The sequence below is a fragment of the Actinomadura litoris genome, from assembly GCF_009733595.1.
GTDB classification, from domain to species: Bacteria; Actinomycetota; Actinomycetes; order Streptosporangiales; family Streptosporangiaceae; genus Spirillospora; species Spirillospora litoris.
Window position 1 is genome coordinate 256,873 of record NZ_WOFH01000010.1, and the last position, 23,534, is coordinate 280,406.

20 protein-coding genes are annotated in these 23,534 nt (G+C 74.3%); 12 read left to right on the forward strand and 8 right to left on the reverse strand.

Features of this window, described 5'->3' with window-relative positions:
• Positions 1 to 153: 153 nt before the first annotated feature.
• Positions 154 to 2,316, reverse strand: a complete 2,163-nt coding sequence (locus tag GNZ18_RS27120) for an APC family permease (protein ID WP_246250465.1) — start codon at positions 2,314 to 2,316, stop codon at positions 154 to 156.
• 402 nt (positions 2,317 to 2,718) lie between these two features.
• On the opposite strand from GNZ18_RS27120, the gene ggt reads away from it, so the two are divergent.
• On the forward strand, positions 2,719 to 4,581 hold the full coding sequence (gene ggt, locus GNZ18_RS27125; RefSeq protein ID WP_312874764.1) for a gamma-glutamyltransferase: 1,863 nt from the start codon (positions 2,719 to 2,721) through the stop codon (positions 4,579 to 4,581).
• 51 nt (positions 4,582 to 4,632) lie between these two features.
• Complete coding sequence (cutA, locus tag GNZ18_RS27130; protein ID WP_156219368.1) at positions 4,633 to 5,001, forward strand: divalent-cation tolerance protein CutA; 369 nt, start codon at positions 4,633 to 4,635, stop codon at positions 4,999 to 5,001.
• A gap of 158 nt (positions 5,002 to 5,159) precedes the next feature.
• Here the strand turns inward: cutA and GNZ18_RS27135 are convergent, their stop codons facing one another.
• On the reverse strand, positions 5,160 to 6,707 hold the full coding sequence (locus tag GNZ18_RS27135) for a DHA2 family efflux MFS transporter permease subunit (RefSeq protein ID WP_156219369.1): 1,548 nt from the start codon (positions 6,705 to 6,707) through the stop codon (positions 5,160 to 5,162).
• A 93-nt stretch (positions 6,708 to 6,800) separates the two neighbouring features.
• On the opposite strand from GNZ18_RS27135, the gene GNZ18_RS27140 reads away from it, so the two are divergent.
• On the forward strand, positions 6,801 to 7,400 hold the full coding sequence (locus GNZ18_RS27140) for a MarR family winged helix-turn-helix transcriptional regulator (RefSeq protein ID WP_156219370.1): 600 nt from the start codon (positions 6,801 to 6,803) through the stop codon (positions 7,398 to 7,400).
• 170 nt (positions 7,401 to 7,570) lie between these two features.
• Here GNZ18_RS27140 and GNZ18_RS27145 read toward each other — a convergent pair whose 3' ends face one another.
• The 5 genes from GNZ18_RS27145 to GNZ18_RS27165 form a co-directional block, all read right to left on the reverse strand.
• On the reverse strand, positions 7,571 to 7,870 hold the full coding sequence (locus GNZ18_RS27145; RefSeq protein WP_156219371.1) for a metal-sensitive transcriptional regulator: 300 nt from the start codon (positions 7,868 to 7,870) through the stop codon (positions 7,571 to 7,573).
• Positions 7,871 to 7,998: 128 nt separating this feature from the next.
• Complete coding sequence (locus tag GNZ18_RS27150) at positions 7,999 to 8,589, reverse strand: histidine phosphatase family protein (RefSeq protein ID WP_156219372.1); 591 nt, start codon at positions 8,587 to 8,589, stop codon at positions 7,999 to 8,001.
• A gap of 35 nt (positions 8,590 to 8,624) precedes the next feature.
• The gene (gene ald, locus GNZ18_RS27155; protein WP_214617677.1) at positions 8,625 to 9,740 is read right to left on the reverse strand and encodes an alanine dehydrogenase; all 1,116 of its coding nucleotides are present in this window, start codon (positions 9,738 to 9,740) and stop codon (positions 8,625 to 8,627) included.
• Positions 9,741 to 9,932: 192 nt separating this feature from the next.
• Positions 9,933 to 11,153 (reverse strand): glycerate kinase, encoded by a 1,221-nt coding sequence (locus GNZ18_RS27160; protein WP_156219374.1) that lies wholly within the window; start codon positions 11,151 to 11,153, stop codon positions 9,933 to 9,935.
• A 117-nt stretch (positions 11,154 to 11,270) separates the two neighbouring features.
• A complete protein-coding gene (locus GNZ18_RS27165; RefSeq protein WP_156219375.1) occupies positions 11,271 to 12,704 on the reverse strand; it encodes an NCS2 family permease in 1,434 nt (477 codons plus the stop codon).
• A 154-nt stretch (positions 12,705 to 12,858) separates the two neighbouring features.
• Between GNZ18_RS27165 and GNZ18_RS27170 the strand changes: the two genes are divergently transcribed.
• From GNZ18_RS27170 to GNZ18_RS27200, 7 genes are all read left to right on the forward strand, one after another.
• Positions 12,859 to 13,056 (forward strand): helix-turn-helix domain-containing protein, encoded by a 198-nt coding sequence (locus GNZ18_RS27170; protein ID WP_156219376.1) that lies wholly within the window; start codon positions 12,859 to 12,861, stop codon positions 13,054 to 13,056.
• Positions 13,057 to 13,070: 14 nt separating this feature from the next.
• Positions 13,071 to 14,369 carry a helix-turn-helix domain-containing protein gene (locus tag GNZ18_RS27175; RefSeq protein WP_156219377.1) on the forward strand — a complete coding sequence of 433 codons (1,299 nt, stop codon included), beginning with the start codon at positions 13,071 to 13,073 and terminating at the stop codon, positions 14,367 to 14,369.
• Between the two features lie 102 nt (positions 14,370 to 14,471).
• Complete coding sequence (locus GNZ18_RS27180; RefSeq protein WP_156219378.1) at positions 14,472 to 15,725, forward strand: DUF5685 family protein; 1,254 nt, start codon at positions 14,472 to 14,474, stop codon at positions 15,723 to 15,725.
• A gap of 168 nt (positions 15,726 to 15,893) precedes the next feature.
• Complete coding sequence (locus tag GNZ18_RS27185) at positions 15,894 to 16,565, forward strand: copper resistance protein CopC (protein WP_156219379.1); 672 nt, start codon at positions 15,894 to 15,896, stop codon at positions 16,563 to 16,565.
• Between the two features lie 8 nt (positions 16,566 to 16,573).
• Positions 16,574 to 18,799 carry a bifunctional copper resistance protein CopD/cytochrome c oxidase assembly protein gene (locus tag GNZ18_RS27190; RefSeq protein WP_312874765.1) on the forward strand — a complete coding sequence of 742 codons (2,226 nt, stop codon included), beginning with the start codon at positions 16,574 to 16,576 and terminating at the stop codon, positions 18,797 to 18,799.
• Positions 18,800 to 18,863: 64 nt separating this feature from the next.
• Complete coding sequence (locus GNZ18_RS43805; RefSeq protein ID WP_312874766.1) at positions 18,864 to 20,096, forward strand: sensor histidine kinase; 1,233 nt, start codon at positions 18,864 to 18,866, stop codon at positions 20,094 to 20,096.
• Positions 20,093 to 20,749 (forward strand): response regulator, encoded by a 657-nt coding sequence (locus GNZ18_RS27200; RefSeq protein WP_156219380.1) that lies wholly within the window; start codon positions 20,093 to 20,095, stop codon positions 20,747 to 20,749. Before GNZ18_RS43805 ends, GNZ18_RS27200 begins: the two co-directional genes overlap by 4 nt.
• Here GNZ18_RS27200 and GNZ18_RS27205 read toward each other — a convergent pair.
• Positions 20,736 to 21,662 (reverse strand): TIGR03564 family F420-dependent LLM class oxidoreductase, encoded by a 927-nt coding sequence (locus GNZ18_RS27205; RefSeq protein WP_156219381.1) that lies wholly within the window; start codon positions 21,660 to 21,662, stop codon positions 20,736 to 20,738. The genes GNZ18_RS27200 and GNZ18_RS27205 overlap by 14 nt on opposite strands.
• A 97-nt stretch (positions 21,663 to 21,759) precedes the next feature.
• Between GNZ18_RS27205 and GNZ18_RS27210 the strand changes: the two genes are divergently transcribed.
• Positions 21,760 to 22,281, forward strand: coding sequence for a TetR/AcrR family transcriptional regulator (locus tag GNZ18_RS27210; RefSeq protein ID WP_312874767.1), 522 nt, complete (start codon positions 21,760 to 21,762; stop codon positions 22,279 to 22,281).
• A 119-nt stretch (positions 22,282 to 22,400) separates the two neighbouring features.
• Positions 22,401 to 23,504: a baeRF3 domain-containing protein gene (locus GNZ18_RS27215; RefSeq protein ID WP_156219382.1), complete on the forward strand. Its 1,104-nt coding sequence runs from the start codon at positions 22,401 to 22,403 to the stop codon at positions 23,502 to 23,504.
• Positions 23,505 to 23,534: the final 30 nt, after the last annotated feature.

Below are 23,534 nucleotides of genomic sequence, written 5' to 3' on the forward strand. Positions count from 1 at the left end.
CGTTCTGAGTAAGTCTCATATTGAGTTCATCTCGATATGAGAAGAACATAGCCCGCAGGGCGGCCGGGTGTCCAGTCCCAAAGCGGGAGCGCCGCCTCCCGGGGAGGGGAGACGGCGCTCTCGGGTCGTGCGATGGCCTGGGGGAGGATCCGCTCAGCGGCGGTGGCGTCCGCCGGTGCTCGGCGGTTCCTCCTGCTCGTCGTCGTGCCAGCCGCCGTGCCGCTGCCGGTCGGAGGTGTAGGGGGCGTTCGGGGGCCGGCCGCCCGGCTGCCCCCCGGCCGGATACTGGCCGGTCGGGAAGTTCCCCGAGGAGTAGGGCGTCTCCGGCCGGCTCTGCCCCGGGTCGGTCGGACGCGGCACCGACTCGTACCCGCTGGACCCGTACGGGATGGCTCCGTAGGAGTCGGACGGGCTGGACGCGGACGGCCCCGGCCCGCGCCGGCCCTGCCCGTAGGCGCCCGAGCCCTGCCGTCCGGACGCGTGCCCGCCCGACCCGAAGTCGCCGGACCCGAAGTCGCCGGACCCGAACTCGCCCGATCCGTACCCGCCCGAGCCGTACTCTCCCGAGCCGAACGTCCCGGACCCGTACTGCCCCGGGCCGTGCTCGCCGGAGGAGTACACGCCCGTCGGGTGCTGCCCGGTGGACTGGCCGAGGTTGAGGTACCCGCCGGTCCGCTGGACGCCCTGCGGGGCCGTCCCCTGCGGGGTGGGCGCGGCGTGCGGCGCGGAGGCGCGCGTGCCGGGGAAGACGGCGGCGCCGGGCGGCGGGGCGGCGGCCATCGGCGCGGCGACCGGGCGCTCGGGCGCCGGCTCCTCCAGCAGCAGCTTCATCTGGCTCTTGCGGCGCCCGTAGGCGAGGTACAGCAGCAGGCCCGCGACCATCCAGATCGTGAAGTAACCCCACGTCTGGACCTTGATGTTCAGCATCAGCCAGCCGACCGCGACGATCGTCACCACGGCGGTGACCGGCGCCGCCGGGACCCTGAACGGGCGGTGCAGGTCGGGCCGGTCGCGGCGCAGCGCCAGCACGGCGGCGGCGACGAACAGGAACGCGAACAGCGTCCCGAGCACGACGAGCTGCTCCAGCGTGAGCACGTCGATGGTCTGCGAGGTCACCAGCGCGGCGCCGCCCGACAGCAGCGTCGCGCGGGAGGGCACCTTGTAGCGGCTCATCCCGGCGAGCGGGCGCGGCAGCAGCCCGTCCCGCGACATCGAGAACACCACCCGCGTCAGGCTGATCAGCAGCACCAGCATCACGGTGGTCAGCCCGAGCATCGCGCCGACATCGACGATCTTGCCCATCGCGCCCGCGCCGACCGAGTCGAACGCGGCGGCGAGCAGCAGCTTGTCGGAGTTCAGCTTCGCGAACCCGTCCATGCCGACCATGCCGACGAGCGCGAGCGCGACCGCCACGTACAGCACGACGGCGGTGACCAGCGTGATGAGGATGCCGCGCGGCACCTTGCGGGGCGCGTCGTCGGTCTCCTCCGAGGCGGTCGCGATCAGGTCGAAGCCGATGTAGGCGAAGGCGATGGCGGGCGCGGCGGCGAACACGCCCCAGACGCCGAACACGTGCGGCGTGCCGCTGCCGAACGCGCCGAGCACCGCGTCCAGCACCGTCTGGTCGCCGTTCGGGGCGGGCTTGGAGGGCGGGGTGAGCGGGGTGAGGTTGCCCGGGTGGAAGAACTTCAGCCCGGTCGCGATGACCAGCCCGATGACGATGACCTTCGCCATGACCATGAACCAGAGCGTCCGCAGGCTCATCCGGCTGCCGGTCGCGAGCATGATGATGAGCAGGAGCAGGATGCCGAACGCGAACAGGTCGGGCCCCTTCTGCTGCCCGATCAGGTCGCCGAGCCACGAGGGGACCGACACCCCGAAGTCGTGCAGCGCCTGCGTCGCGTACAGCGACCAGACCCGCGCGAGCACCGAGGAGGCCAGCAGCAGCTCCATCACCAGCGACCAGCCGACGACCCAGGCCCACACCTCCCCGAACGCGACGTAGCTGAAGGAGTAGGCGCTCCCCGCGACCGGGATGATCGACGACAGTTCGGCGTAGGCGAGCGCGGTCAGCAGGCACACGCCGCCGGCGATCAGGAAGGAGATGAGCACCCCGGGCCCCGCGGTCGCGGTGGCCTGCTCTCCGGCGATCTTGAATATGCCGGAACCGATCATTACCCCGAGGCCGAGCACGATGAGGTCGCGCGTCCGGTAGACCACGCGGAGGCGGTGCCGGCCGCCATAGAGCCGGCCGGTGGCCTGCTCGACCGGCAGGCGCCGGAACATGTTGTTGCGCATGCGGATGTCCCAGGTCATAGGTGTCCCCCCTGGCCTGAACCCGCGCCGCTGTTCGCGAGAAGTCGGCAGGTCGAAGGTCCCTAAGAATTCACCAGGTATGAGCATAATCGCAATGATTTCTGGCGGATTGATGTCGTCTTGATGTCGTCCGGCGCCGGTCGGGCGGGGTGCGGTGTCGAAGGGGAATCGGCCGCTCACGCTGGGCGAAGACCGAATCGGATTCGTCGCGAGTAGTCGATCTTTTCACCGCCCTTTCGCGAATGCGGGTGTCGCCTGCGCGTCCCCACTCGCCGGCTCTCCAAGGCCGCATCGGCGGGTCCTGGAGAGGGGGGAAGCGCGTCCGGGGCCGGACGGTGCGGGCGCTGGCGCGCCACCGGGATCGGTGGCACGGTAGGGGCGCCGCGTTCCCCAGGAGGTTCGGTGTCCCGCAGCCCGTCGTCCTCGAATGCCCTCCGCCGCTCGGCCGCCGTGGCGGCGCTCGCCGTGGCCGCGTCCCTGGTGGTCCCCGCCACCGCCGGCGCGGCGCCCGCCTCGCCCCCGCACACCCCGCCCGACGAGTCCGCCAAGCAGCCCGTCGCCACCGGCTACGGCGGCGCCGTCTCCACCGTCGACCCGGACGCCAGCGCCGCCGCCCTGGAGGTGCTCCGCCGCGGCGGCAACGCGATGGACGCCGCGGTCGCCGCGTCCGCGACCCTCGGCGTCACCGAGCCGTACGTCGCCGCGATCGGCGGCGGCGGATACCTCACCTACTACGACGCGAGGACCCGCCGCGTCCACGCCTTCGACGGCCGCGAGACCGCGCCGAGGACGATGCGGGCCGACTCCTTCCTCGACCCCGCCACCGGCAAGGCGATCCCGTTCGACGAGGCCGTGACCAGCGGGCTCAGCGTCGGCGTCCCCGGCACCCTCGCCCAGTGGGACCTCGCGCTCCGCCGCTTCGGCACCCGCGACCTGCGCACGCTCCTCAAGCCCGCGATCCGCACGGCCGAGCACGGCTTCGTCGTCGACCAGGAGTTCCGCGACCAGACCGCCGCCAACGAGGCGCGGTTCCGCGACATCGTCCCGACCCGCGAGCTGTTCCTGCCCGGCGGGAGGCTCCCCGAGGTCGGCTCGGTGTTCCGCAACCCCGACCTCGCGCGCACCTACCGCGAGCTGGGCAGGCGTGGCCCGCGCTGGATGTACGGGGGCGGGCTCGGCGACGAGGTCGCGCGGACGGCCGCCAGGCCGCCGGTCGATCCCGCCGCCGGGCGCAAGGTGCGTCCCGGCCTGATGAGGCGGGGCGACCTGCGGGCCTACCGCGCGCAGCGCCGGGAGCCCACCCACGTCGCCTACCGGGGGCTGGACGTCTACGGGGAGCCGCCCTCCTCGTCCGGCGGGTCCACCGTGGGCGAGGCGCTCAACATCCTCGGCAACTTCCGGCTGGACGCGAAGGACCCCGCCACCGCGCTGCACTACTACCTGGAGGCGTCCAAGCTCGCCTACGCCGACCGGGGCCGCTACGTCGGCGACCCCTCCCAGGTGGACGTGCCGCTCGACGAGCTGCTCTCCTCCGGGTTCGCCCGCGAGCGCGCGTGCCTCATCCGGCCCGACCGGGCCGCGGTCGCGCCCGTCGCGCCCGGCAGTCCCGACGGGCGCTACGACCCGTGCGTCCCGCCCGGCACCCAGACCCGCGCGCTCGCCTACGAGGGCCCGCAGACCACCCACCTGGTCGTCGCCGACAAGTGGGGGAACGTCGTCGCCTACAACGTCACCCTCGAACAGTTCGGCGGCAGCGGCATCACCGTCCCCGGACGCGGGTTCCTGCTCAACAACGAGCTGACCGACTTCAGCATGCAGCCGCCCGCGCCCGGCTCCCCGCCCGACCCGAACCTGCCCGGCCCGCACAAGCGCCCGCGCAGCAGCATGGCCCCGACGATCGCCCTGAAGGACGGGCGGCCGAAACTCGCGGTCGGCACCCCCGGCGGATCGACGATCATCACGACCGTCCTGCAGATCCTGGTCAACCGGATCGACCTCGGCATGGACCTGCCGCAGGCCCTCGCCGCGCCGCGCGCGACGCAGCGCAACACCCCGCAGGTGTTCGCCGAGCCGGCGTTCATCTCCGCCTACGGCCGGGCGCTCGCCGCGCGGGGGCACCGGATCGAGCCCTTCCCCGGCCCGCCGCGCGAGGTGATCGGCGCCGCGACCGCGCTGGAGTTCCTGCGGCCGGGCCTGGTCCAGGCGGTCGCCGAGCCGGTCAGGCGCGGTGGCGGCAGCGCGATGGTCCTCACCCCGGCGCGCTAGGTCGTGGCCGGTCAAGGCGTGTCCGGGCGGCGAACGGGAAGGAGTGGGGCCATGGCGCAGTCTTACGTCCAGGTGACGACCACGACCGACTCCCGTCCCGAGGCGGCCGAGCTGGCCAAGTCCGCCGTCGCCGAGCGGCTCGCGGCGTGCGCCCAGCTCGTCGGCCCGGTCGCCAGCACCTACTGGTGGGAGGGCGAGATCGAGTCGGCCGAGGAGTGGATGGTGGTCTTCAAGACCACCGCCGACCGCTTCGACGAGCTGGCCTCGCTGATCACCGACGGGCACTCCTACGACACCCCGGAGATCATCGCGACGCCCGTCGTCGCGGGCAGCATGGACTACCTCGCCTGGGTCGCCGAGCAGACCGAGCCGGACGCCGACGAGGAGGCCGACGCCGACGAGGACGCCGTGTCCACCTGAGTCCGGCCCACGCCACTCGCCTGGCGGCCCGTGCCCTGACCGTGCCTCGGCGGGCGCGGCCCTCGCTTCGCGATCTTCGCGGTGGGGCCGCGCCCGCGTCGTCGGCCCCACCGCTCGGCCACGCGCCCGCGCGACGGCTGAGGTCGCCGGGGGCGGCCTCAGCCCACCGGCGGCGGTGCGTCCTTGGCGCGGACGCCCTGGCGGGGGAGGAGCAGCGCCGGGACGATCATCACGGCCGTCAGCGCGAGCGAGATCCAGAACGTGCTGCCGAACGCGTCCGCCAGCTTCGGCGCGATCTGCTCGCGCACGCGGTCGGGGATCTCGCCCATGCCGCCCGCGCCACCGCCGCCGCCCGACTGCGGGATCCGGTCGTTGATCTGGCGGGACAGGATGACCGCCAGCAGCGCCGTCCCGACCGAGCCGCCGAGCTGGACGAGGATCTGGAGCGAGCTGGACGCGCGCGACATCGCCGCCCGGTTCAGCGTGACCAGCGCGGCCGACATCGTCGGCATCATCGTGGAGCCGAGCCCGAGGCCGCGCACGAACAGCGCGGAGCCGAGCAGCCAGTAGGAGGTGTCCGCGTCCACCAGCGCGAACGGGACGGTCCCGACGCACAGCAGCACGATGCCGACCGGGACGATCCGTCCGGCGCCGAACTTGTCGGTGATCACGCCCGCGAGCGGCATCGCGGTCGCGGCGCCGAGGCCCTGCGGGACGAGCAGCAGCCCGGCGGCGAGCGCGCCCTCGCCGCGCGCGCTCTGGTAGTAGAGCGGGATCAGCAGCATCGACCCGAGCAGCGCGATGCCGACGAGGAAGATCGCGAGCGAGGCGGTCGCGAACGTCCGGTCGGCGAAGAGCCGGACGTCGATCAGGGACTTCTCCTTGCGTTGCAGGCTGTGCGGCACGAACAGCGCCAGCAGCACCAACCCGGCGACCAGCCAGCCGATCGTGGCCGCGTCGCCGAAGCCCCCGTTGCTGCTCGCGGTCGACAGCCCGTAGATCAGCAGGACGAAACCGGGCGGCAGCAGGAACAGCCCGCGCAGGTCGAGCGCCGTGGAGGCGCGGCCGTCGCGCTCACCGTGCTCGTGCGGCACCTTCCACCACGCCAGCGCCAGCGCGGCCGCGCCGACCGGAAGGTTCACGAAGAAGATCCAGCGCCAGTCGACGTCCTGGACGAGCCAGCCGCCGAGCACCGGCCCGAGTACCGGCCCGAGCAGCATCGGCACGCCGACGATGCTCATGATCCGGCCGATCCGGCGCGGCCCGGCGGCCATCGTCAAGATCGCCATGCCGGTCGGCATCAGCATGCCGCCGCCGAGCCCCTGCACCACCCGGAAGGCGATGAGCGACTCGATGTTCCAGGCCGCGCCCGACAGGGCCGACCCGAGGACGAACAACACGATCGAGGACATCCACACGCGCCGCCCGCCGAAGCGGTCGATGGCCCAGCCGGTGAGCGGGATGACGGTGCCGAGCGCGAGCATGTAGCCGGTGATCACCCACTGGATGGTGGACAGGCCCGCGTCGAAGTCGTGGCCCAGCGTCTGGAGCGCCACGTTGACGATCGTGGTGTCCAGGATCGCCATAATCGTGCCCGCCACGATGACGAGGCCGAGCACGATCACCTGCCGGTCCAGCCTGTCCGACGGGGGGTCGGCCGCGCCCGTGCCGGGCGGCGCGAGCTTGGCGGGAGGGCTCTCGGTCATGGTCGGGTCCCCTTGGTCGTTCGCGTGACTAGGTAAACGTCTTGAACTTCAACGTGTTGGCAGTGCACCACGAAATATGTTGAACTTCAAGACATGACCGACGATTCAGGTAGCGCCGAAAATTCGGTCGACGCCGACCTGGAGACGGTGATCCAGCTCATGGGCCGGATGGTGCGGACGATGAAGTCCTCGGGCCGCCACGCCGAGGCCCGGGAACTGCTCAAGCTCTGCGAGGAGGCCGGTCTCGGCCCCCGGCACGTGCCCGTGCTGTTCGCGCTCGTGCTGAACGGCCCGGTGTCCGTCGGCGTGCTCGCCCGGCACATGGCGCTCAGCCCCGCCACCGTCAGCCAGCTCGTCGGCGAACTCCAGCGCGGCGGCTTCGTCGAGCGCAGCCCGGACCCCCGCGACCGCCGCCGCATGATCGTCACCCTGCACGAGAACCACCGCGAGCGCGTCGAGCGCTTCGCCTGGCGGCGCCTGCGCCCGCTCCGGATGACGCTGGAGGCGCTCGGCCCGGTCGAACGCCGCCACTTCCTGGAGGGCTGGCGCACGATGATCCACATGATGGAGGTCGCCGCCCTGGACGACCCGGACCCCGAGACCAAGTCCCCCGCCCCCGAGGACGTCGCCGGGGCCCCGGGCTTCCAGGTGGTCTGCCCGATCGCGCCGTCGTCCCAGGACCGCGAGGACTAGCGAAGCCCCAGAGAGACCTCGGCCGTCACGCGGGCGCGCGGCTGAGCGATGGGGGCGACGCCGGCGGCGAGCCCCCATTGGGAAGATCGCGAAGCGATGCCGCGCCCGCCCAAGGCGCGGTCACGCCCCGAGCCGCCAGGCGAGTGCCCTGGGCCGGGGCTTCGATGAATTCACCCTCGGCGCATGAGGCGGCCGACGGCGGCCATCAGCTCGGTCGACATCGCCTCGCCCTTGCCCTCCTCGGCGCCTTCGGCGACGCAGTGCCGCACGTGCCCGTCCAGCAGGCCGAGGGCCACCTTGTCCAGCGCGGCCTGGACGGCGCTGATCTGGGTGAGCACGTCGATGCAGTAGCGGTCGTCCTCGACCATGCGGTCGATGCCGCGCACCTGGCCCTCGATCCGGCGGAGCCGGGTCTGCAACTGGTCCTTGGTCGCGGTGTACCCGCGGGTGGGGGTCTCGCTGGTCGCCATGTCCGTCCTCGCAATCGATCTCGGGGCGGCTCCGGGGGTACCCCTCGGGGATGATCCCCCTAGGGGTATCCTATGCGCTAGGTGACGTGTGCTCCGCGCCCGCGCTCGTGGCGGCGGGCACCGCGCGGTCAGCCCGCCGGGGTGTTCCAGGACGTGACCACCGGCCGCCCGTGCTCGGCGCCGAGCGTCGAGACGGTGCCGTTGCCCAGCGCGAACAGGCGTCCGAGCGCGGGTTCCAGGCCGAGGTGGCGGGCGGTGAGGACGCGCAGCACATGCCCGTGCGCGACCAGCGCGACGTCGCCGTCGTCCAGAAGCGGCCGCACGCGCGCCAGCACCGCGTCCACGCGGGCGCCGACGCTCTCGACGCTCTCCCCGGGGTGCTCGGCGTCGCCCGGGACCACCCCGTCGTCCCACAGGTACCAGTCGGGGCGGTGCTCGCGGATCTCCGCCGACGTGATGCCCTCGTAGCCGCCGTAGTCCCACTCCCACAGGTCGGGGTCCACGTCGTCCACCGCGAGCCCGGCCAGCTCGGCGGTGCGGCGGGCGCGCTCGGCCGGGCTGCACACGGTGCGGACGATCCGGCGCGCCTCCAGCGGCGCGGCGAGCGCCCGCGCCTGCCGCTCGCCGTGCTCGGTCAGCGGAAGGTCGGTGCGCCCGGTGTGGCGTCCGGCGCGGCTCCACTCGGTCTCGCCGTGCCGCAGGACGATCAGTTCCCCCATGGGCCCCACTGTAGGGCCCACGGGGGCGGGTTCGATCAGGCGAGGACGGAGGCCAGGGTGGTGTGGGGGAGCCCGTGGGCCTCGGCGACGTGGTCGTAGACGAGTTCGCCCGCGTGGGTGTTGAGGCCGAGGGCGAGCGCGGTGTTGTCGCGCAGGGCCTGCCGCCAGCCCTTGTCGGCGATCGCGACCGCGTAGGGCAGCGTCACGTTCGTGAGGGCGTAGGTGGAGGTGTTCGGCACCGAGCCGGGCATGTTCGCGACGCAGTAGAAGATCGAGTCGTGCACGCGGTAGGTGGGGTCGGCGTGCGTGGTGGGACGGGAGTCCTCGAAGCAGCCGCCCTGGTCGATCGCGATGTCGACGAGCACCGAGCCCGACTTCATCCCGGCGACGAGGTCGTTGGACACCAGCGTCGGCGCCTTGGCACCGGGGATCAGCACGGCGCCGATGACGAGGTCGGCGGCGCGCACCTGCTGCTCGATCGTCAGCGAGTTGGACACCAGCGTCCGCAGCCGGCCCTGGTAGATCGCGTCGATGTGGCGGAGCCGGTCGACGTTGACGTCGAGGATCGTCACGTCGGCGCCCATGCCGACCGCGATCTGCGCCGCGTTCAGCCCGGACACGCCGCCGCCGATCACCACGACCTTCGCGGGCGCCACCCCGGGCACCCCGCCGGGCAGCACGCCGCGCCCGCCGTTGAAGGCCATCAGGTTGTAGGCGCCGACCTGCGGGGCGAGCCGACCGGCGACCTCCGACATCGGCGCCAGCAGCGGCAGCGAGCGGTCGGGCAGCTGGACGGTCTCGTAGGCGACCGCCGTCACCCCGGACGCCAGCAGGGCGTCGGTGCACTCGCGGGACGCGGCGAGGTGCAGGTAGGTGAACAGCGTCTGGCCCGAGCGCATCCGGTGGTACTCCGCCGCGATCGGCTCCTTGACCTTGAGGATCAGGTCGCCCTCGGCCCACACCTCGTCGGGGCCGTCCAGGATCTTGGCGCCGGCGGCGGTGAAGTCCTCGTCGGGGATCGCCGAGCCGAGCCCGGCGCCGCGCTCGACGAACACCTCGTGGCCGTGCCGGCTGAGCTCGTGCACGCCCGCCGGGGTGATGGCCACCCGGTACTCGTGGTTCTTTATCTCTTGCGGGACGCCGATCTTCACGGCCGCTCCTCCGTCAACGCTGACCAGGACCTGCTGGCAGGGGCTACGCCTCCAGCGTGGGGGCCCGCGCGCGCACCCCGCCATGAGCAGGATGCAAACGCATCGGCGATTTCGATAACACTGTGTAAAGCAATACAGGGGCCCAGAACCCGCCGCCGGCGACCGCGCCGGGCCCGGAATGGAGCGATCCGCTCACGGCTCGGACGGCGGCGCGGGCGGCGGCACGGACGGCCGTACCGGCGGCAGCCCCGAGGGGGGCAGCCACTCGTCGGCGATCGCGACCGTGAGCTGCTCCAGCAGCGCCCCCGACCGCCGGACGCGGCGCTCCTCGTCGGGCTCGATGTCGGCGAGCGCGTACACCGCCTGGATCCGGGCCCGGCGGAGCCGCTCGCCGGTGAGGGCGCGCTGCCCGGCGACCGCGACGACCGGGGCGCCCGCCCGCGCCGCCGCCCGCGCGACGCCCATCGGCGCGGCGCCGCGCAGGGAGCGGCTGTCGAGCGAGCCCTCGCCGGTGACGACCAGGTACGCGCCGCGGGCCTTCTCGGCGAAGCCGAGCAGGTCGAGCATCAGGGAGGCGCCGGGCTCGATCCGCGCGCCGAGGAAGGCGAGCGCCGCGAACCCGACGCCGCCGCTGGCTCCCGCGCCCGGCAGGTCGCGGGAGGCGCGCCGGGACGCCGCCTCCGCGAGGTCGGCCCAGCGGCGCAGCCCCGCGTCCAGCAGCGCGACCTCGTCGCGGCTCGCGCCCCGGCGCGGCCCGCCCACCGCCGCCGCGCCGCCGCGGCCGAGCAGCGGCCCGGCGGCCTCGCCCGCGACGACCACCTCGACGGAGGACAGGTCGGGCAGGCCGCGCAGGTCGAGCGCGTGCAGCGAGCGCAGCGCGGCGCCGCCGGGCGGCAGGTCCTTGCCGAGCGCGTCCAGCAGCCGCCCGCCGAGCCCCTGGACGAGCCCCGCGCCGCCGTCGGTGCAGGCGCCGCCGCCGAGCCCGAGCACGATGCGGCGGGCGCCGAGCCGCACCGCGTGGCCGAGGAGCTGGCCCGTTCCGACGCTGGAGGCGACGAGCGGGCGGGGCCGCCCGCCCGGGAGCCGCCGCAGCCCGGACGCCTCGGCCAGCTCCACCACCGCGCTCTGCCCGCGCAGCGCCAGCCGCGCGGTGACGGGGCGCCCGGTGGGCCCGCACACCTCGACCTCGACCCGCCGCCACCCGGCCGCGACCGCCGCGTCGACGGTGCCGTCGCCGCCGTCGGCGACGGGCAGCTCGACCAGCGGGACGTCCGGCCGGACGCGGCGCAGCCCGGCCGCCAGGTGCGCGGCGACCTCGGCGGCGCTCAGCGCCCCGCGGAACCGGCCCGGGGCCAGCAGGACGTGGCCGCGCGGGGACGGGTGGGGGGGAGAGTCCGCGGACGCCACAGCCATGCCTTTCACGCCGGGAGGTAAGCCTCTACCTTCTGCTTACGCCATGACGGCACTATTTGACACCCGGAACGGGGTCCGGGACATCGAAACCGGCGGAGAGGACGGCGCTGGAGGCGATTACTTGACGTTCAGCCACTCCTCAATGGGGTGAATCGCGAAGAAGACGAGGAACAAGGCCACCACCGGCCACAGCCACACCGACACCTCGCGCCACCTGCCGACCGCGATCTTGATGACCGCGTAGCCGACCATCCCGCCGCCGATCCCGATCGTGATCGAGTAGGTGAACGGCATCAGCACGATGGTCAGGAAGGCCGGGATCGTGATCTCCAGGTCGCTCCAGTCGACCTTGGCGACCTGGGTCATCATCAGCGCGCCGACCACGACCAGCGCGGGCGCGGCGGCCTGCGCGGGGACGACCGCGGCCAGCGGGGTGAGCAGCAGCGTCGCCGCGAACAGCGCGCCGGTGGCGAGGTTGGCCAGGCCGGTGCGGGCGCCCTCGCCGACGCCGGCGGCCGACTCGACGAACACCGTGTTCGCCGAGGAGCTGGTGAGGCCGCCGAACGCGGCCGACAGCCCGTCCACCGACAGGATGCGGCCGAGCCTCGGCACCTCGCCGCGCTCGCCGACGAGCCCCGCCTCGTCGCTGATCCCGAGGATCGTGCCCATCGCGTCGAAGAACCCGGACAGGACGAGGGTGAACAGCACGACCAGCGCGGTGATGACCCCGGCGCGGCCGAACCCGCCGAACAGGTCGACCTCGCCGAACAGCCCGAAGTCGGGCGCGGCGAACAGCTTGTCGGGCATGTCGGGGGTGACCACGCCCCAGCCGCCCTTGGGGATCGAGGCGTTCGCCTCGATGACCACGGCCGCGACCGTCCCGACGATGATGCTGAGCAGGATCGCGCCCGGCATCCGCCGCGCGTACAGGGCGATCATCAGCAGCAGCGTGCCCGCGAACACCAGCGTCGGCCAGGTCTCCAGGTGGCCGCCGGTGCCGAGCGCCAGCGGCGGGCTCGTGGCGCTGGAGGTGACGAACCCGGCGTCGACCAGGCCGACCAGCGCGAGGAACGCGCCGATGCCGACCGCGATCGCGTGCTTGAGCGCCAGCGGGATCGAGTTCATGATCCGCTCGCGGATGCCGGTCAGCGCCAGCACGACGATGATCACGCCCTCGATCACCACCAGGCCCATCGCCTGCGGCCAGGTCATCACGGGCGCCGCCTGGAACGCCACGACCGCGTTGATGCCGAGCCCGGCGGCCAGCGCGAGCGGCGCGTTGCCGACCAGCCCCATGATCACCGTGGTGACCGCCGCCGACAGCGCGGTCATGGTGGTGAGCTGCGGGACCGACAGCGCCGCGCCGGTGACGTCGCGCGCCTTGCCGAGGATGATCGGGTTCAGCAGGATGATGTAGGCCATCGCGAAGAACGTCGTGACCCCGCCGCGCAGCTCCCGCGCGACGCTCGTCCCCCGTCCGGTCAGGTCGAACCACCGGTCCAGCGGCCCGGACGGGGGCGGGTCGGCCTGGGCGTTCTTGGACAGGGACATGCGGACGCTCCGGTTCGGCGCGGGGTCTCGGAAAACGGCGAGGTCAGGTTAGCCGCAGGCCGCTCGGAACCGTGGAGCGAGGTGGCGCGCGGCGGTGATTTCGGTCCCGTGCTGCGTGACGAGCGGCGTCCGCTATAGCCTGCCCAGGTGTGAAATGCCAGAATCGGCGAACGCGGCGGGCGGGCGAGCCGCTCCCGGCGTGCCGGCGACACGGCTGCGCGTCCAACTGAACACGCTTCGGTACCGTATCCGGCGAATAGCGGACCTGACGGGCCGTGACCTCGGCACACTAGAGGATCGAGTCGACTTCTTCCTCGCCCCGCGCGCCACGCGCTGGGCGAGCACCTTGTAGGCGGTGGTCAAACGATGGACCGGGAGACACTGGGGCAGCGCATCCGCGCCCTGCGGATCCGGCAGGGCGTGAGCCAGGCGCAGCTCGCCTTCCCCGAGCTGTCCGACAGCTACATCTCGCTGATCGAGAGCGACAAGCGGGTGCCCGCCCCGAGCGTGGTCGACCTGCTCGCCGCGAAGCTGAACTGCTCGGCCACCTACCTGGTCAGCGGCGTCAGCGAGGACGTGGTGGACGAGCTGCGCGTCACGCTCGACTACGCCGAGATCGCGCTGCAGAACGGCGCCGCCGCCGAGGCGCGGGCCCGGTTCGCCGAGGTGCTCGCCAACTCCGACGCGGTCGCGCTGCCGGAGATGCTGCACCAGGCGCGGTGGGGCTACGCGCTGGCGCTGGAGGCGTCCGGCGACCTGGAGGAGGCGATCACCGGGCTGCTGGAGCTGACCGAGGAGGCCTCCGCCGAGGCCGACCTCGACCACTGGGCGAAGGTCCATGTCGCGCTCAGCCGCTGCCTGCGCGAGCGCGGCGACATCAGCGCGGGCGTGCAGGCCGCCGAGGGCGCGCTGCGGCACCTGATCTCCACCGGCGCCGACTCCACCGACGCGGCCGTCCACCTCGGCGCCGCGCTGCTGTCGGCGTTCATCGAGCGCGGCGACCTCGTCCGGGCCCGGCACCTGGCCGCCCAGCTCGTCGAGCGCGCCGAGCGGATCGGTACGCCGCGCGCCCGCATGGTCGCCTACTGGGAGGCCGCCTACGTCGCCGAGATCCGCGGCGAGTACGAGGAGGGCGTCGCGCTCGCCGAGCGGGCGCTGATGCTCGCCGGGGACGGCGAGGACCCGCGCAACCTCAACCGGCTCCGCGTCATCCACGCCGGGCTGCTGCTGCGCGCCCGTCCCGACCAGGCCGCCCGCGCCCGCGAGATGCTGAACCGGGTGCGCGGCGAGATCACCGCCAGCTCCGCCGGGGAGATCGACGTCGCCTGGTGCCTGACCGAGCTGGCCCGCGCCGAGACCGTGCTCGGCCGCCCCGCCGAGTCGGTGCGGCTCGCCGAGGAGGCCATCGACCTGCTCGGGGACGCGCCGCGCCGGGCGACCGCCGGGGCGCTGACCGTGCTCGGCGAGGCGTGCGTGCGGCTGGGCCGCCGCGAGCGCGCCGCCGAGGTGCTCACCCGCGCCGCGACCTGCCTGGAGGAGATGGAGTCCTCCCGCGAGGCCGCGCAGGCGTGGTTCGACCTCGCCGAGGTGCTGGCGGCGACGGGCCCGGCCGACGAGCCGCAGATGGCCGCCTACCGCCGCGCGCTGACCTGCGTGGGCGTCTGACCCGGGGACGTACCGGGGGGGCCGGTCCGCCGGAAATGATCATCTACGTGATCATGAAAGCGGTAATGCAGCGAGTCGCCTCAGGTGGGGAGTTCTTCGGGAATGTTCGGTGTCGTACGCCCGTGCAGGCATGTCCTGTGCGGGTCGCTCTTCAAGGACTGGATGGCCCACCTGTGCGGGCTGTGCCTGACGCTGCGGGCCGAGCACGGCCACGCCGCGCGGCTCGTCACCAACTATGACGGGCTGCTGGTGTCGGTGCTCGCCGAGGCGCAGGCGCCGGAGCTGTCGCCGCGCCGCAAGGCCGGGCCGTGCGCGCTGCGCGGGCTGAAGACCGCCGAGGTCGTGACCGCGAAGGCGCGCGGCGCGCAGCTCGCCGCCGCCGCGTCCCTGCTGCTCGCGGCGGGCAAGACCCGCGACCACGTGGCCGACGGCGACGGCCCCTACGCCCGCCGCCTCGTCGCTGCCGCCGCGGGCCGGGTGGCCGGACGGTGGGACGCGGCGGGCGCCCGCACCGGCGCGGCGGTCGGCTTCGACCCGTCCGTCCTGCGGGACGCGGTGGCGCGGCAGCCGCTGCTGGAGGCGGCGCCCGGACTCGGCCTGCTGGAGCTGACCGAGCCGACCGAGACCGCCGTCGCGGCCGTGTTCGCGCACACCGCCGTCCTCGCGGGACGGGAGGGCAACGCCGAGCCGCTCGCCGAGGCGGGCCGGTTCTTCGGCCGCGTCGCGCACCTGGTCGACGCCGTCGAGGACGTCGCCGCCGACCGGGCGTCCGGCGCCTACAACCCGCTCCTGGCCACCGGCACCACCCCCGCGCAGGCGCGCCGCCACGTCGAGGACGCGCTGCACGGGCTGCGGCTCGCGCTGGCGGAGGTGGAGATGGAGAACCCGCGCCTCGTCCGGGCGCTGCTGGGCCGCGAGGTGCGCCGCACCGTCGACCGGGTGTTCGCCGCCTACCCGCCCGCCCCCGGGCAGCCGCCGCACGGGCAGTACCCGCCCGGTCAGTACCCGCCGCCTCCCGGCTACTCGCCCGGCCAGTACCCGCCGCCCCGGCGCGCCGGCGAGCCGCAGGACTGGGGCAACGGCGGCGGGGACGGCTGGGGCGGCGGTGGCGGCGGTGGCGGCTGGGGCGGTGGCGGAGGGCACGGCCACCGGCCCCCGGACCGGCGCCCCGGCTGGCCGGTGCCGTGCCTGACCGGCGCGGCCGTCTGCTTCACCTGCGGCGTCTTCCAGCCCGAGTGGAGCGAGTACCACGCGAAGAGCTGCGGCGACCGCTGCTGGTGCACCCGGCACTGCGACGGGTGCTGCGACTGCTGCGACTGCTGCGGGGACTGCGACTGCTGCGGATGCGACTGCTGACCTGGGCCGGCCCCGGCCTGACCATGGGAATCCCTCTCCCCGCGGCATTCGCGGACGATCTGGACCGTCTCGCTGCTCCATATGTGCTGCCGGGCCAGGGTCTGGTAACGCCGGGGCGTCAGTAGGCTGGGGGCCCACCCCATCCACCACTGGAGAACCCGGCCGCCCATGAAGATCCACACGCCCCGCCGGCCGCTGCGCCGGTTCGGCCTCGCCGCCGCCGTCGCCCTCGCCCTCGGCACCGTCACCGCGACCCCGGCGCTCGCCCACACCAAGCTGGTCAGCAGCACGCCCGGCAAGGGCGCGTCGGCGGGCCCGGTCACCGAGGTCAAGCTCGTCTTCAGCGACAAGATCAGCGTCGCCAAGGTGATCGTCCGGGACAAGGCGAACAAGACGTTCCAGGCGGGCGAGGCCGAGCGGTCGGGGACGACCGTCACGCAGAAGCTGACGGGCGCCCTGCCCGCCGGGTCCTACACGGTCGCCTACCGGGTGGTCGGCGAGGACGGCCACCCGATCGAGGGCGACGACCTGAAGTTCACCGCGACCGCCGACGGCGCGGGCGCCGGCGCGGGCACCGAGGGCGGCGGCGGGACCGGCGACAAGCCCGCGGCGTCCCCGAGCGCCGGCGGTGTCGGCGCCCAGGAGCAGACGGGCGCCGCCGCCACGACCAACGAGCAGCCCCTCAAGATCGACCAGGAGCAGGCCGAGAAGGACGACGGCGGCTCCGGCACGGTCATGTGGGTGCTGATCGGCGGCGGCGTGCTCGTCGGCATCCTGATCGGCGTGGTCATCGTGCTCCGGGCCAGGCGCAAGCACCCGGCGGCCGACAGCGGTGAGTAGGGGCAGCGGTGAGTAAGGGCGCGGCGGGCAGGGACGCGGCGGGCAGGGACGCGGCGGGCCGGGGCGCGGGCGCGGTGGGCAGGAGCGGCGTCCTCGCGGTCGCCCGCACCGCCGCCGCCGCCTCGGTCGCGGCCGTCGTGGTCCTGGTGGCGGGGCTGATCCTCGGCGGCTCGGTCACCGAGAAGGTCATCCCGGGCCTCGGCGACGCGGGCGTCGTCACCCGCTGGGGGCTGCCCGGCTCCCGGATGGTGATGGACCTCGCGGCCACGCTGACCATCGGCACGCTGCTGGCCGCCGCCGTGCTGCTCCCGCTGGAGACCGCGCGCGGCGGACGGCAGGCCGCGGGCGCCCGGCAGGGCACCGGCACGCTGTCGGCGGACGCCGTCGGCTACCTGCGCGCCGCGTCCTGGACCGCCGCCGCCTGGGCCGCGGCCGCCGCGGCCAACCTCGTGTTCACGGTCGCGGACGTGCTCGGCCAGCCGGTCGGCGAGGTCGTCACCGGTAGCGAGCTGAGCAGCTACGTCGGGTCGCTGCCGCAGGGCACCGCTCTGATGCTCGTGGTGCTGCTCGCCGTCGTCGTGGCGCTGCTGGCCCGCACGACCACCACCCCGGCCGCGACGTTCGGGCTGCTGGCGCTGGCGGGCGCGGCGCTGCTGCCGCCGCCGCTGACCGGGCACTCGGCCTCCGCCGCGAACCACTCGGTCGCCGTGACCGGCGTCGCCCTGCACGTCGCCGCGATCGCGCCCTGGGTCGGCGGCCTGATCGTGGTCGCCGCGCACGCGCTGCTGGGCCGCGACAGGCTGCCGGTGATGGCCGAGCGGTTCAGCCGCATGGCGCTGTGGTGCTACGTCACCGTCGGCGTCAGCGGCTTCGTCAACGTGATCTCCCGGCTGCCCGATCCCGCCGAGATGGTCGACACCGACTACGGACGGCTCGCGCTCGGCAAGATCGCGGCGTTCGCCGTCCTCGGCTACGTCGGCTGGTGGCACCGGAACCGGACGCTGCCCGCCCTCGCCGACCGCAGGCCGTGGGCGTTCACGCGGCTGGCGAGCGCCGAGGTCGTGGTGATGGCCTCGACGGTGGGCCTCGCCGTGGCGCTGGCGCGCACCGCGCCGCCCCCGCCGACCGGCGAGGAGACGCCGGTCAAGGCGCTGGTCGGCTTCGACATGCCGCCCGAGCTCACCGCCGGACGGCTCGCGCAGCTCGGCCAGTTCGACTTCACGTTCGCCGCGCTGGTCGCCGTGCTCGGCGGGGTCTACCTCGCCGGTGTCGTCCGGCTGCGGCGGCGCGGCGACTCCTGGCCGATGGGACGCACCGTCTCCTGGTTCGTCGGGCTGCTCACGATCCTGCTCGTGACCGAGACGGGCGTCGCGAAGTACTCGCAGATCCTGTTCAGCGTCCACATGGTGCAGCACATGGTGCTGAACATGCTGACGCCGATCTTCCTGGTCGTCGGCGCCCCGGTGACGCTCGCGCTGCGCGCGCTGAAACCCGCCGCGATCCGCGGCGACCGGGGGCCGCGCGAGTGGCTGACGGCGGCGCTGCACAGCCGGTTCACCGCGATCATCGCGCACCCGGCGGTCGCCACGGTGATCTTCGTGGCGGGGACGTTCGTCCTGTACTTCACCTCGCTGTTCGAGTCCGCGATGCGCAACCATCTCGGGCACATCGCGATGACGCTGCACTTCCTGCTCGCCGGGTCGCTGTTCTTCTGGGTGCTGCTCGGCGTCGACCCGGCGCCGAAGAAGCTGCCCTACCCGGGGCGGCTGATGCTGCTGTTCGTCACGATGCCGTTCCACGCGTTCTTCGGCATCGCGCTGATGAACCTCAGCCAGCCGCTGGCGCGCGGCTGGTACCAGGCCGTCGACCCGCCGTGGGGCGGCACCGTCCTGAACGACCAGCACAACGGCGGCGCGATCGCGTGGGGCTTCGGCGAGATCCCGACGTTCATCGTCCTGATCTTCCTGGCGTTCCAGTGGTACTTCGACGACCAGCGGCAGGCCCGGCGGCTGGACCGCAGGGCCGACCGCGCCGGGGCGCCCGGCGGCGACCCCCGCGACGACGAGCTGGCCGCCTACAACGCCCGCCTCGCCAAGCTCGCCGAGCGCGACCGCGCCGCCAAGGGCGGCGGGGAGAAGGACGAGCCCACCGCCGGGCCCGAGCCCGAGCCCGAGTTGGCGGAGGCGGTCGAGGGGGACGGGCACGACGACGACGCGGGCAAGGCCCCCTCCTGAGCGCCCCGGCCCCTCCCCCTCGCGGGGGAGGGGCGCGGCGCCGTGATCTGCGAGGATCGGGGGCGTGACGCTCGTACTCGGCCCGCTCGCCCGGCGCACGACCTGGCGGCGCTGGTCGCATCTCGTCGTGGGCGGCGCGCTGCTCATGCCGTACTGGTTCCTCGCGATCAGCCTCATCCCCGTTCTTCCGATCGGCAGCAACTTCGTCGAGAGCGTGCTGATGCTGCTGGTGATGCCGGGCGCGGCGACGTTCGTGACCGGGCTCGTCCCGACCGTGCGGCTGCTGGAGGGCTCGCTCGCCAAGGAGCTGCTCGCCGGGCCCGCCGCCGCGCTCGTGCCCGGGTCGGCGCGGACGTGGGAGAGCCGCGTCCGCGCGGGCGCGTGGTTCACGCTGCACCTGTTCGCGGGCGTGGTGGTCAGCGGCCTGAGCCTGGCCGTGCCGCCGTTCGCGCTCGTGCTGCTCCTCGCGCCCGCCGTCGGCTGGGACACGCGGTTCATGGAGGCGTGGGGCTGGCGGGACTACTGGCCCCAGTGGCCGTCGCCGTTCGCGGGCCTCGTGGCGCTCGCGGCGCTGCTCGCGGTGATCGTGGGGGCGGGCGCGCTGCTGTCCCGGCTCGCGCCGCGCTTCCTCGGCCCGTCGGCCGCCGAGCGGCTCGCCGCCGTGCAGGCGCGGGCGGTCAAGCTCGCCGAGCGCAACCGGCTGGCCCGCGAGCTGCACGACTCGGTCGGGCACGCGCTCAGCGTCGTGACGCTCCAGGCGGGCGCCGCCGGGCGCGTCCTCGACAGCGACCCGGCGTTCGCGCGGGAGGCGCTCGGCGCGATCGAGGAGTCGGCGCGGGCCGCGCTGGAGGACCTCGACCACGTCCTCGGGCTGCTGCGCGAGGACCCGTCCCGCACGGCGCCGCAGCCGACGCTCGCCGACCTCGGACGGCTGCTGGAGCAGACGCGGATCGCCGGCGTGAAGCTCGACTCGGAGGTGGGCGCGGAGGTCGGGCAGGTGCCCGCCGCCGTGTCCCGGGAGGCGTACCGGATCGTGCAGGAGGGGCTGACGAACGCGCTGCGGCACGCCGGGAAGGTCCCGGTGCGGCTCCGCCTCGGCGTGGTGGGGGAGCGGTTGGAGATGGAGATGAGCAATCCGCTCGGCGCGCCCGGCGGCGAGGCGTCCCGGCACGGCGGCGGGCGCGGCCTGGACGGGATCCGCGAGCGCGTGACCGTGCTGCGCGGCGAGATGTCCGCCGGTCCGGAGGAGGGCGGGTGGCGGATCCACGTGTCGCTGCCGCTAAGGTCCGGGACATGACGATCAAGGTGCTGCTGGTCGACGACGAGCGGCTGATCCGGGCGGGACTCGCGGCGATCATCAACGCCGAGGACGACCTGGCCGTGGTCGGCGAGGCCTCCGACGGCGCCGAGGTGCCGGGGGCGGTGTCGCGGCTGCGCCCCGACGTCATCCTGATGGACGTGCGGATGCCGAGGCTGGACGGCATCCAGGCCACCCGGCGCATCCTCGACACCGTCCCCGAGCCGCCCCGGATCATCGTCGTCACCACGTTCGAGAACGACGAGTACGTCTACGACGCGCTGAAGGCGGGCGCGAACGGCTTCCTGCTCAAGCGGACGCGCCCGGAGGAGATCCTCCAGGCGGTCCGGATGGTCGCGCACGGCGACACCCTGCTGTTCCCCGCCGCGATCCGCGCGCTGGCCGCCTCGCACGGCCCCGCCGGGGACGCCCCGGGCTCGGCGCCCTGGCACGGGCGGCTCACCGAGCGCGAGGCGGACGTGCTGCGGCTGGTGGCCAAGGGCCACTCCAACGCCGAGATCGCCCAGGAGCTGTTCGTCAGCCCGCAGACGGTGAAGACGCACGTCGGCAACGTCCTCGGCAAGCTCCAGGCCCGCGACCGGACGCAGGCGGTCATCCTCGCCTACGAGACGGGCTTCATCACCCCCGGCTGACGGCCGGGTCGGGCCGCCGGAGCGCGGCGGCGAAGGCGATGACGCGCTCCCGGGCCGCCGCGTCGCCGAACGGGCTGATCAGCAGGTCGGTCGCGCCCGCGTCGGCGAACCGGCGCAGCTCACGCTCGACGGTCCGCTCGTCGCCCGCGACGACGGTCTCGTGGACGCCCGCGAGGCCCTGCCGGTCGAGGACCGCGCGGTACCCGGGGAAGTCCGAGGCGAAGCCGTACCGGTCGGCGATGGCGGCGCGCACGCCGTCCGGGTCGGCCGTGAGCGCGACGAGGACGCCCGCGAGGACGCGCGGCGCCGGACGCCCCGCCCCCTCCGCCGCGGCGGTGACCGACGGCACGATGTGGTCGGCGATCGCGTCCGCCCCCGTCCAGGTGGTCGTCACGCCGTCGGCCAGCTCTCCGGCGGCCTTGAGCATCAGCGGGCCCAGCGCGGAGACGATCACCTGGGGCGGCTCGGCGCCCGGGGCGTCGACCCGCGCCGCGACCTTCACCGTCTCGCCCTCGTAGCGGACGTCCTCGCCGCGCAGCAGCGGCCGCAGCGCCGCCAGGTACTCCCGGACGTGCCGCACCGGCCGCCCGTAGAGGAGGCCGTGCGCGTCCTCGATCACCGCCCGGTGGCTCGGCCCGACGCCGAGCGTGAACCGGCCTCCGCTCATCGCCTGCGCGGTCAGCGCCTGGCTCGCGAGCGCGAGCGGGTGCCGGGGGTAGGTCGGCATGACGGCGGTGCCGACCTCGATCCCGGGGGCCTCGCGTCCGGCGAGCGCGGCGACCATCAGCGCGTCCCAGCCGTTGACGTGGCCGTAGAACACGCTGTCGAGGCCGGCGGCCGCGGCGGCGCGGGTCCACCCGACGGCGTCCTCCAGGGGTGCGCCTCCGGCGGGGGCGAACAGTCCGATGCGCATGGCGTCCTCCAACATGAATCGGAGCTTCAGGTTCCGCCAGGATAAACTGAATTCCGGATTCCGGTGACGGCGACCGGGCCGGAGAGGGGGCGGGACGGTGCGAGCCGACGCGCGGCGCAACCGCGAGCTGATCGTCGAGGCGGCCCTCGACCGGTTCGCGGTGAGCGGGCCCGCCGCGTCCATGGAGGAGATCGCGCGGGCCGCGGGCCTCGGCGTGGGCACGCTCTACCGGCACTTCCCCGACCGGCGGGCGCTGGTGGAGGAGATCGCCGGGCGGTCGCTGCGCTGCCTGCGCACGGGGCTGCGGTCGCTGGCGGAGCAGGACGTCCCGCGCCGGGACGTGATCGCGCGCTACGTCGGCTACTGCGCGGGCCAGCCGCTCGCGCTCATCAAGGCGCTCGCCGAGGAGAACGAGGCGCCGGAGGAGCGGCTGGAGTTGCAGGACGAGCTCAACGGCCTGCTCGAAGCGCTCGCCCGGCAGGCCCAGGAGGAGGGGACGGTCCGCGGCGACATCAGCCCCCGCGAGGTCGTCGAGCTGCTCAGCGTCGTGGTCTGCCGCCCCGGCGCCCGCGCGGACGACGCCCTCACGAGGGTGGCGCTGGACGGCCTGCGCGCCTGACCGCCAGGGGGCGGCAAGCGGGCGGCCCGGGCACGATCCTCAAACGGCACTTACCCCTCGTTTACGTAGGTGTGGGTAGAAAAGAGACAGCAGTGGAGCACGCTACCGATCGGGGGATCATGGACGCTGCCACCCTTGCCGACCTGCGCAAACCGAGGGCCTATCCCGCCGTCTCGGTGCTGATGCCGACCCACCGCGCCGCCCCGGCCAACCGCCAGGACCCGATCCGCCTCCGCAACCTCCTCGCCGAGGTGCGCCGCCGCCTCGACGCCGACGTCCGCGTCACGCCCGACGCCGCCGACCACGTCCTGCGCGGGCTGGAGCGGGCGGCCGGCGACCTCGACCCGCGCCACCCCGCCGACGGGCTGGTGCTGTTCGCCGCGCCCGGCGGCGAGCACCACGCGTTCACGGTCGGCCAGCCGGTGGACGAGCGGGTCGTCGTCGACGCCGGGTTCGCCACCCGCGACCTCGTCGCCGACCACACCCGCACCCTCCGCTACTGGCTGCTGTCCCTGTCCGACCAGGCGTCCCGGCTCTGGGACGGCGACGGCGGCGAGGGCGCCGACCTCACCGAGCACGTCCGCGACGGTTTCCCCGTCGGGCCGGACCGGCTGGACGAGGAGGGCTCGGGCCGCCAGTCCCCGCGCGGCGCGCAGAACGGCGACGAGCGCCACCGCCGGATGATGCGCGACGTCGTGGCCGCGCTCGACCGGGTCCTCGCCCGGGACCGCCGCCCGCTGGTCGTCGCGGGCGTGACGCGCCACCAGGCGTTCTTCGACGAGGTCGCGGGCCCGCACATCCGGGTGGCCGGACGCGTCGACGGCAGCCACGAGGGCGCGGCGCCGAGCGCGCTGGTCGAGGCGGCCCGCCCGGCGCTGGCCGCCTACGAGGACCGCCGCGAGGTCGCCGTGCTCACCGAGCTGGAGGGCGCCCGCGGCGCCCAGCGCTACGCGGGCGGGCTGTGCGAGGTCGCGCGGCTGGTCGAGGAGGGGCGCGGCGAGCACCTGGTCGTCGAGCGCGGCTACTACGCGCCCGCCGTGCGGACCGAGAACGACCTCGTCCCGGTCGAGGGCATGCCGGGCGTGCTGCGCGGCGCGGACGTGGTGGACGACGCCGTCGACGACGTCATCGAGACCGCGCTGGAGTACGGCGGCCAGGTGACGTTCGTCTCCGACGGCTTCCTGGTCGACCACGACCGCATCGCGCTCGTCACCCGCTACTGACACGACGGGTGACCCGGCGGGTGTCCCGGC

Excerpts from the sequence above, each read along its gene's own strand:
- GNZ18_RS27120 (WP_246250465.1), bottom strand. The coding sequence starts at position 2,316 with ATGACCTGGGACATCCGCATGCGCAACAACATGTTCCGGCGCCTGCCG.
- cutA (WP_156219368.1), top strand. The coding sequence starts at position 4,633 with ATGGCGCAGTCTTACGTCCAGGTGACGACCACGACCGACTCCCGTCCC.
- GNZ18_RS27135 (WP_156219369.1), bottom strand. The coding sequence starts at position 6,707 with ATGACCGAGAGCCCTCCCGCCAAGCTCGCGCCGCCCGGCACGGGCGCG.
- GNZ18_RS27140 (WP_156219370.1), top strand. The coding sequence starts at position 6,801 with ATGACCGACGATTCAGGTAGCGCCGAAAATTCGGTCGACGCCGACCTG.
- GNZ18_RS27145 (WP_156219371.1), bottom strand. The coding sequence starts at position 7,870 with ATGGCGACCAGCGAGACCCCCACCCGCGGGTACACCGCGACCAAGGAC.
- GNZ18_RS27150 (WP_156219372.1), bottom strand. The coding sequence starts at position 8,589 with ATGGGGGAACTGATCGTCCTGCGGCACGGCGAGACCGAGTGGAGCCGC.
- GNZ18_RS27160 (WP_156219374.1), bottom strand. The coding sequence starts at position 11,153 with ATGGCTGTGGCGTCCGCGGACTCTCCCCCCCACCCGTCCCCGCGCGGC.
- GNZ18_RS27165 (WP_156219375.1), bottom strand. The coding sequence starts at position 12,704 with ATGTCCCTGTCCAAGAACGCCCAGGCCGACCCGCCCCCGTCCGGGCCG.
- GNZ18_RS27170 (WP_156219376.1), top strand. The coding sequence starts at position 12,859 with ATGCCAGAATCGGCGAACGCGGCGGGCGGGCGAGCCGCTCCCGGCGTG.
- GNZ18_RS27175 (WP_156219377.1), top strand. The coding sequence starts at position 13,071 with ATGGACCGGGAGACACTGGGGCAGCGCATCCGCGCCCTGCGGATCCGG.
- GNZ18_RS27180 (WP_156219378.1), top strand. The coding sequence starts at position 14,472 with ATGTTCGGTGTCGTACGCCCGTGCAGGCATGTCCTGTGCGGGTCGCTC.
- GNZ18_RS27185 (WP_156219379.1), top strand. The coding sequence starts at position 15,894 with ATGAAGATCCACACGCCCCGCCGGCCGCTGCGCCGGTTCGGCCTCGCC.
- GNZ18_RS27200 (WP_156219380.1), top strand. The coding sequence starts at position 20,093 with ATGACGATCAAGGTGCTGCTGGTCGACGACGAGCGGCTGATCCGGGCG.
- GNZ18_RS27205 (WP_156219381.1), bottom strand. The coding sequence starts at position 21,662 with ATGCGCATCGGACTGTTCGCCCCCGCCGGAGGCGCACCCCTGGAGGAC.
- GNZ18_RS27215 (WP_156219382.1), top strand. The coding sequence starts at position 22,401 with ATGGACGCTGCCACCCTTGCCGACCTGCGCAAACCGAGGGCCTATCCC.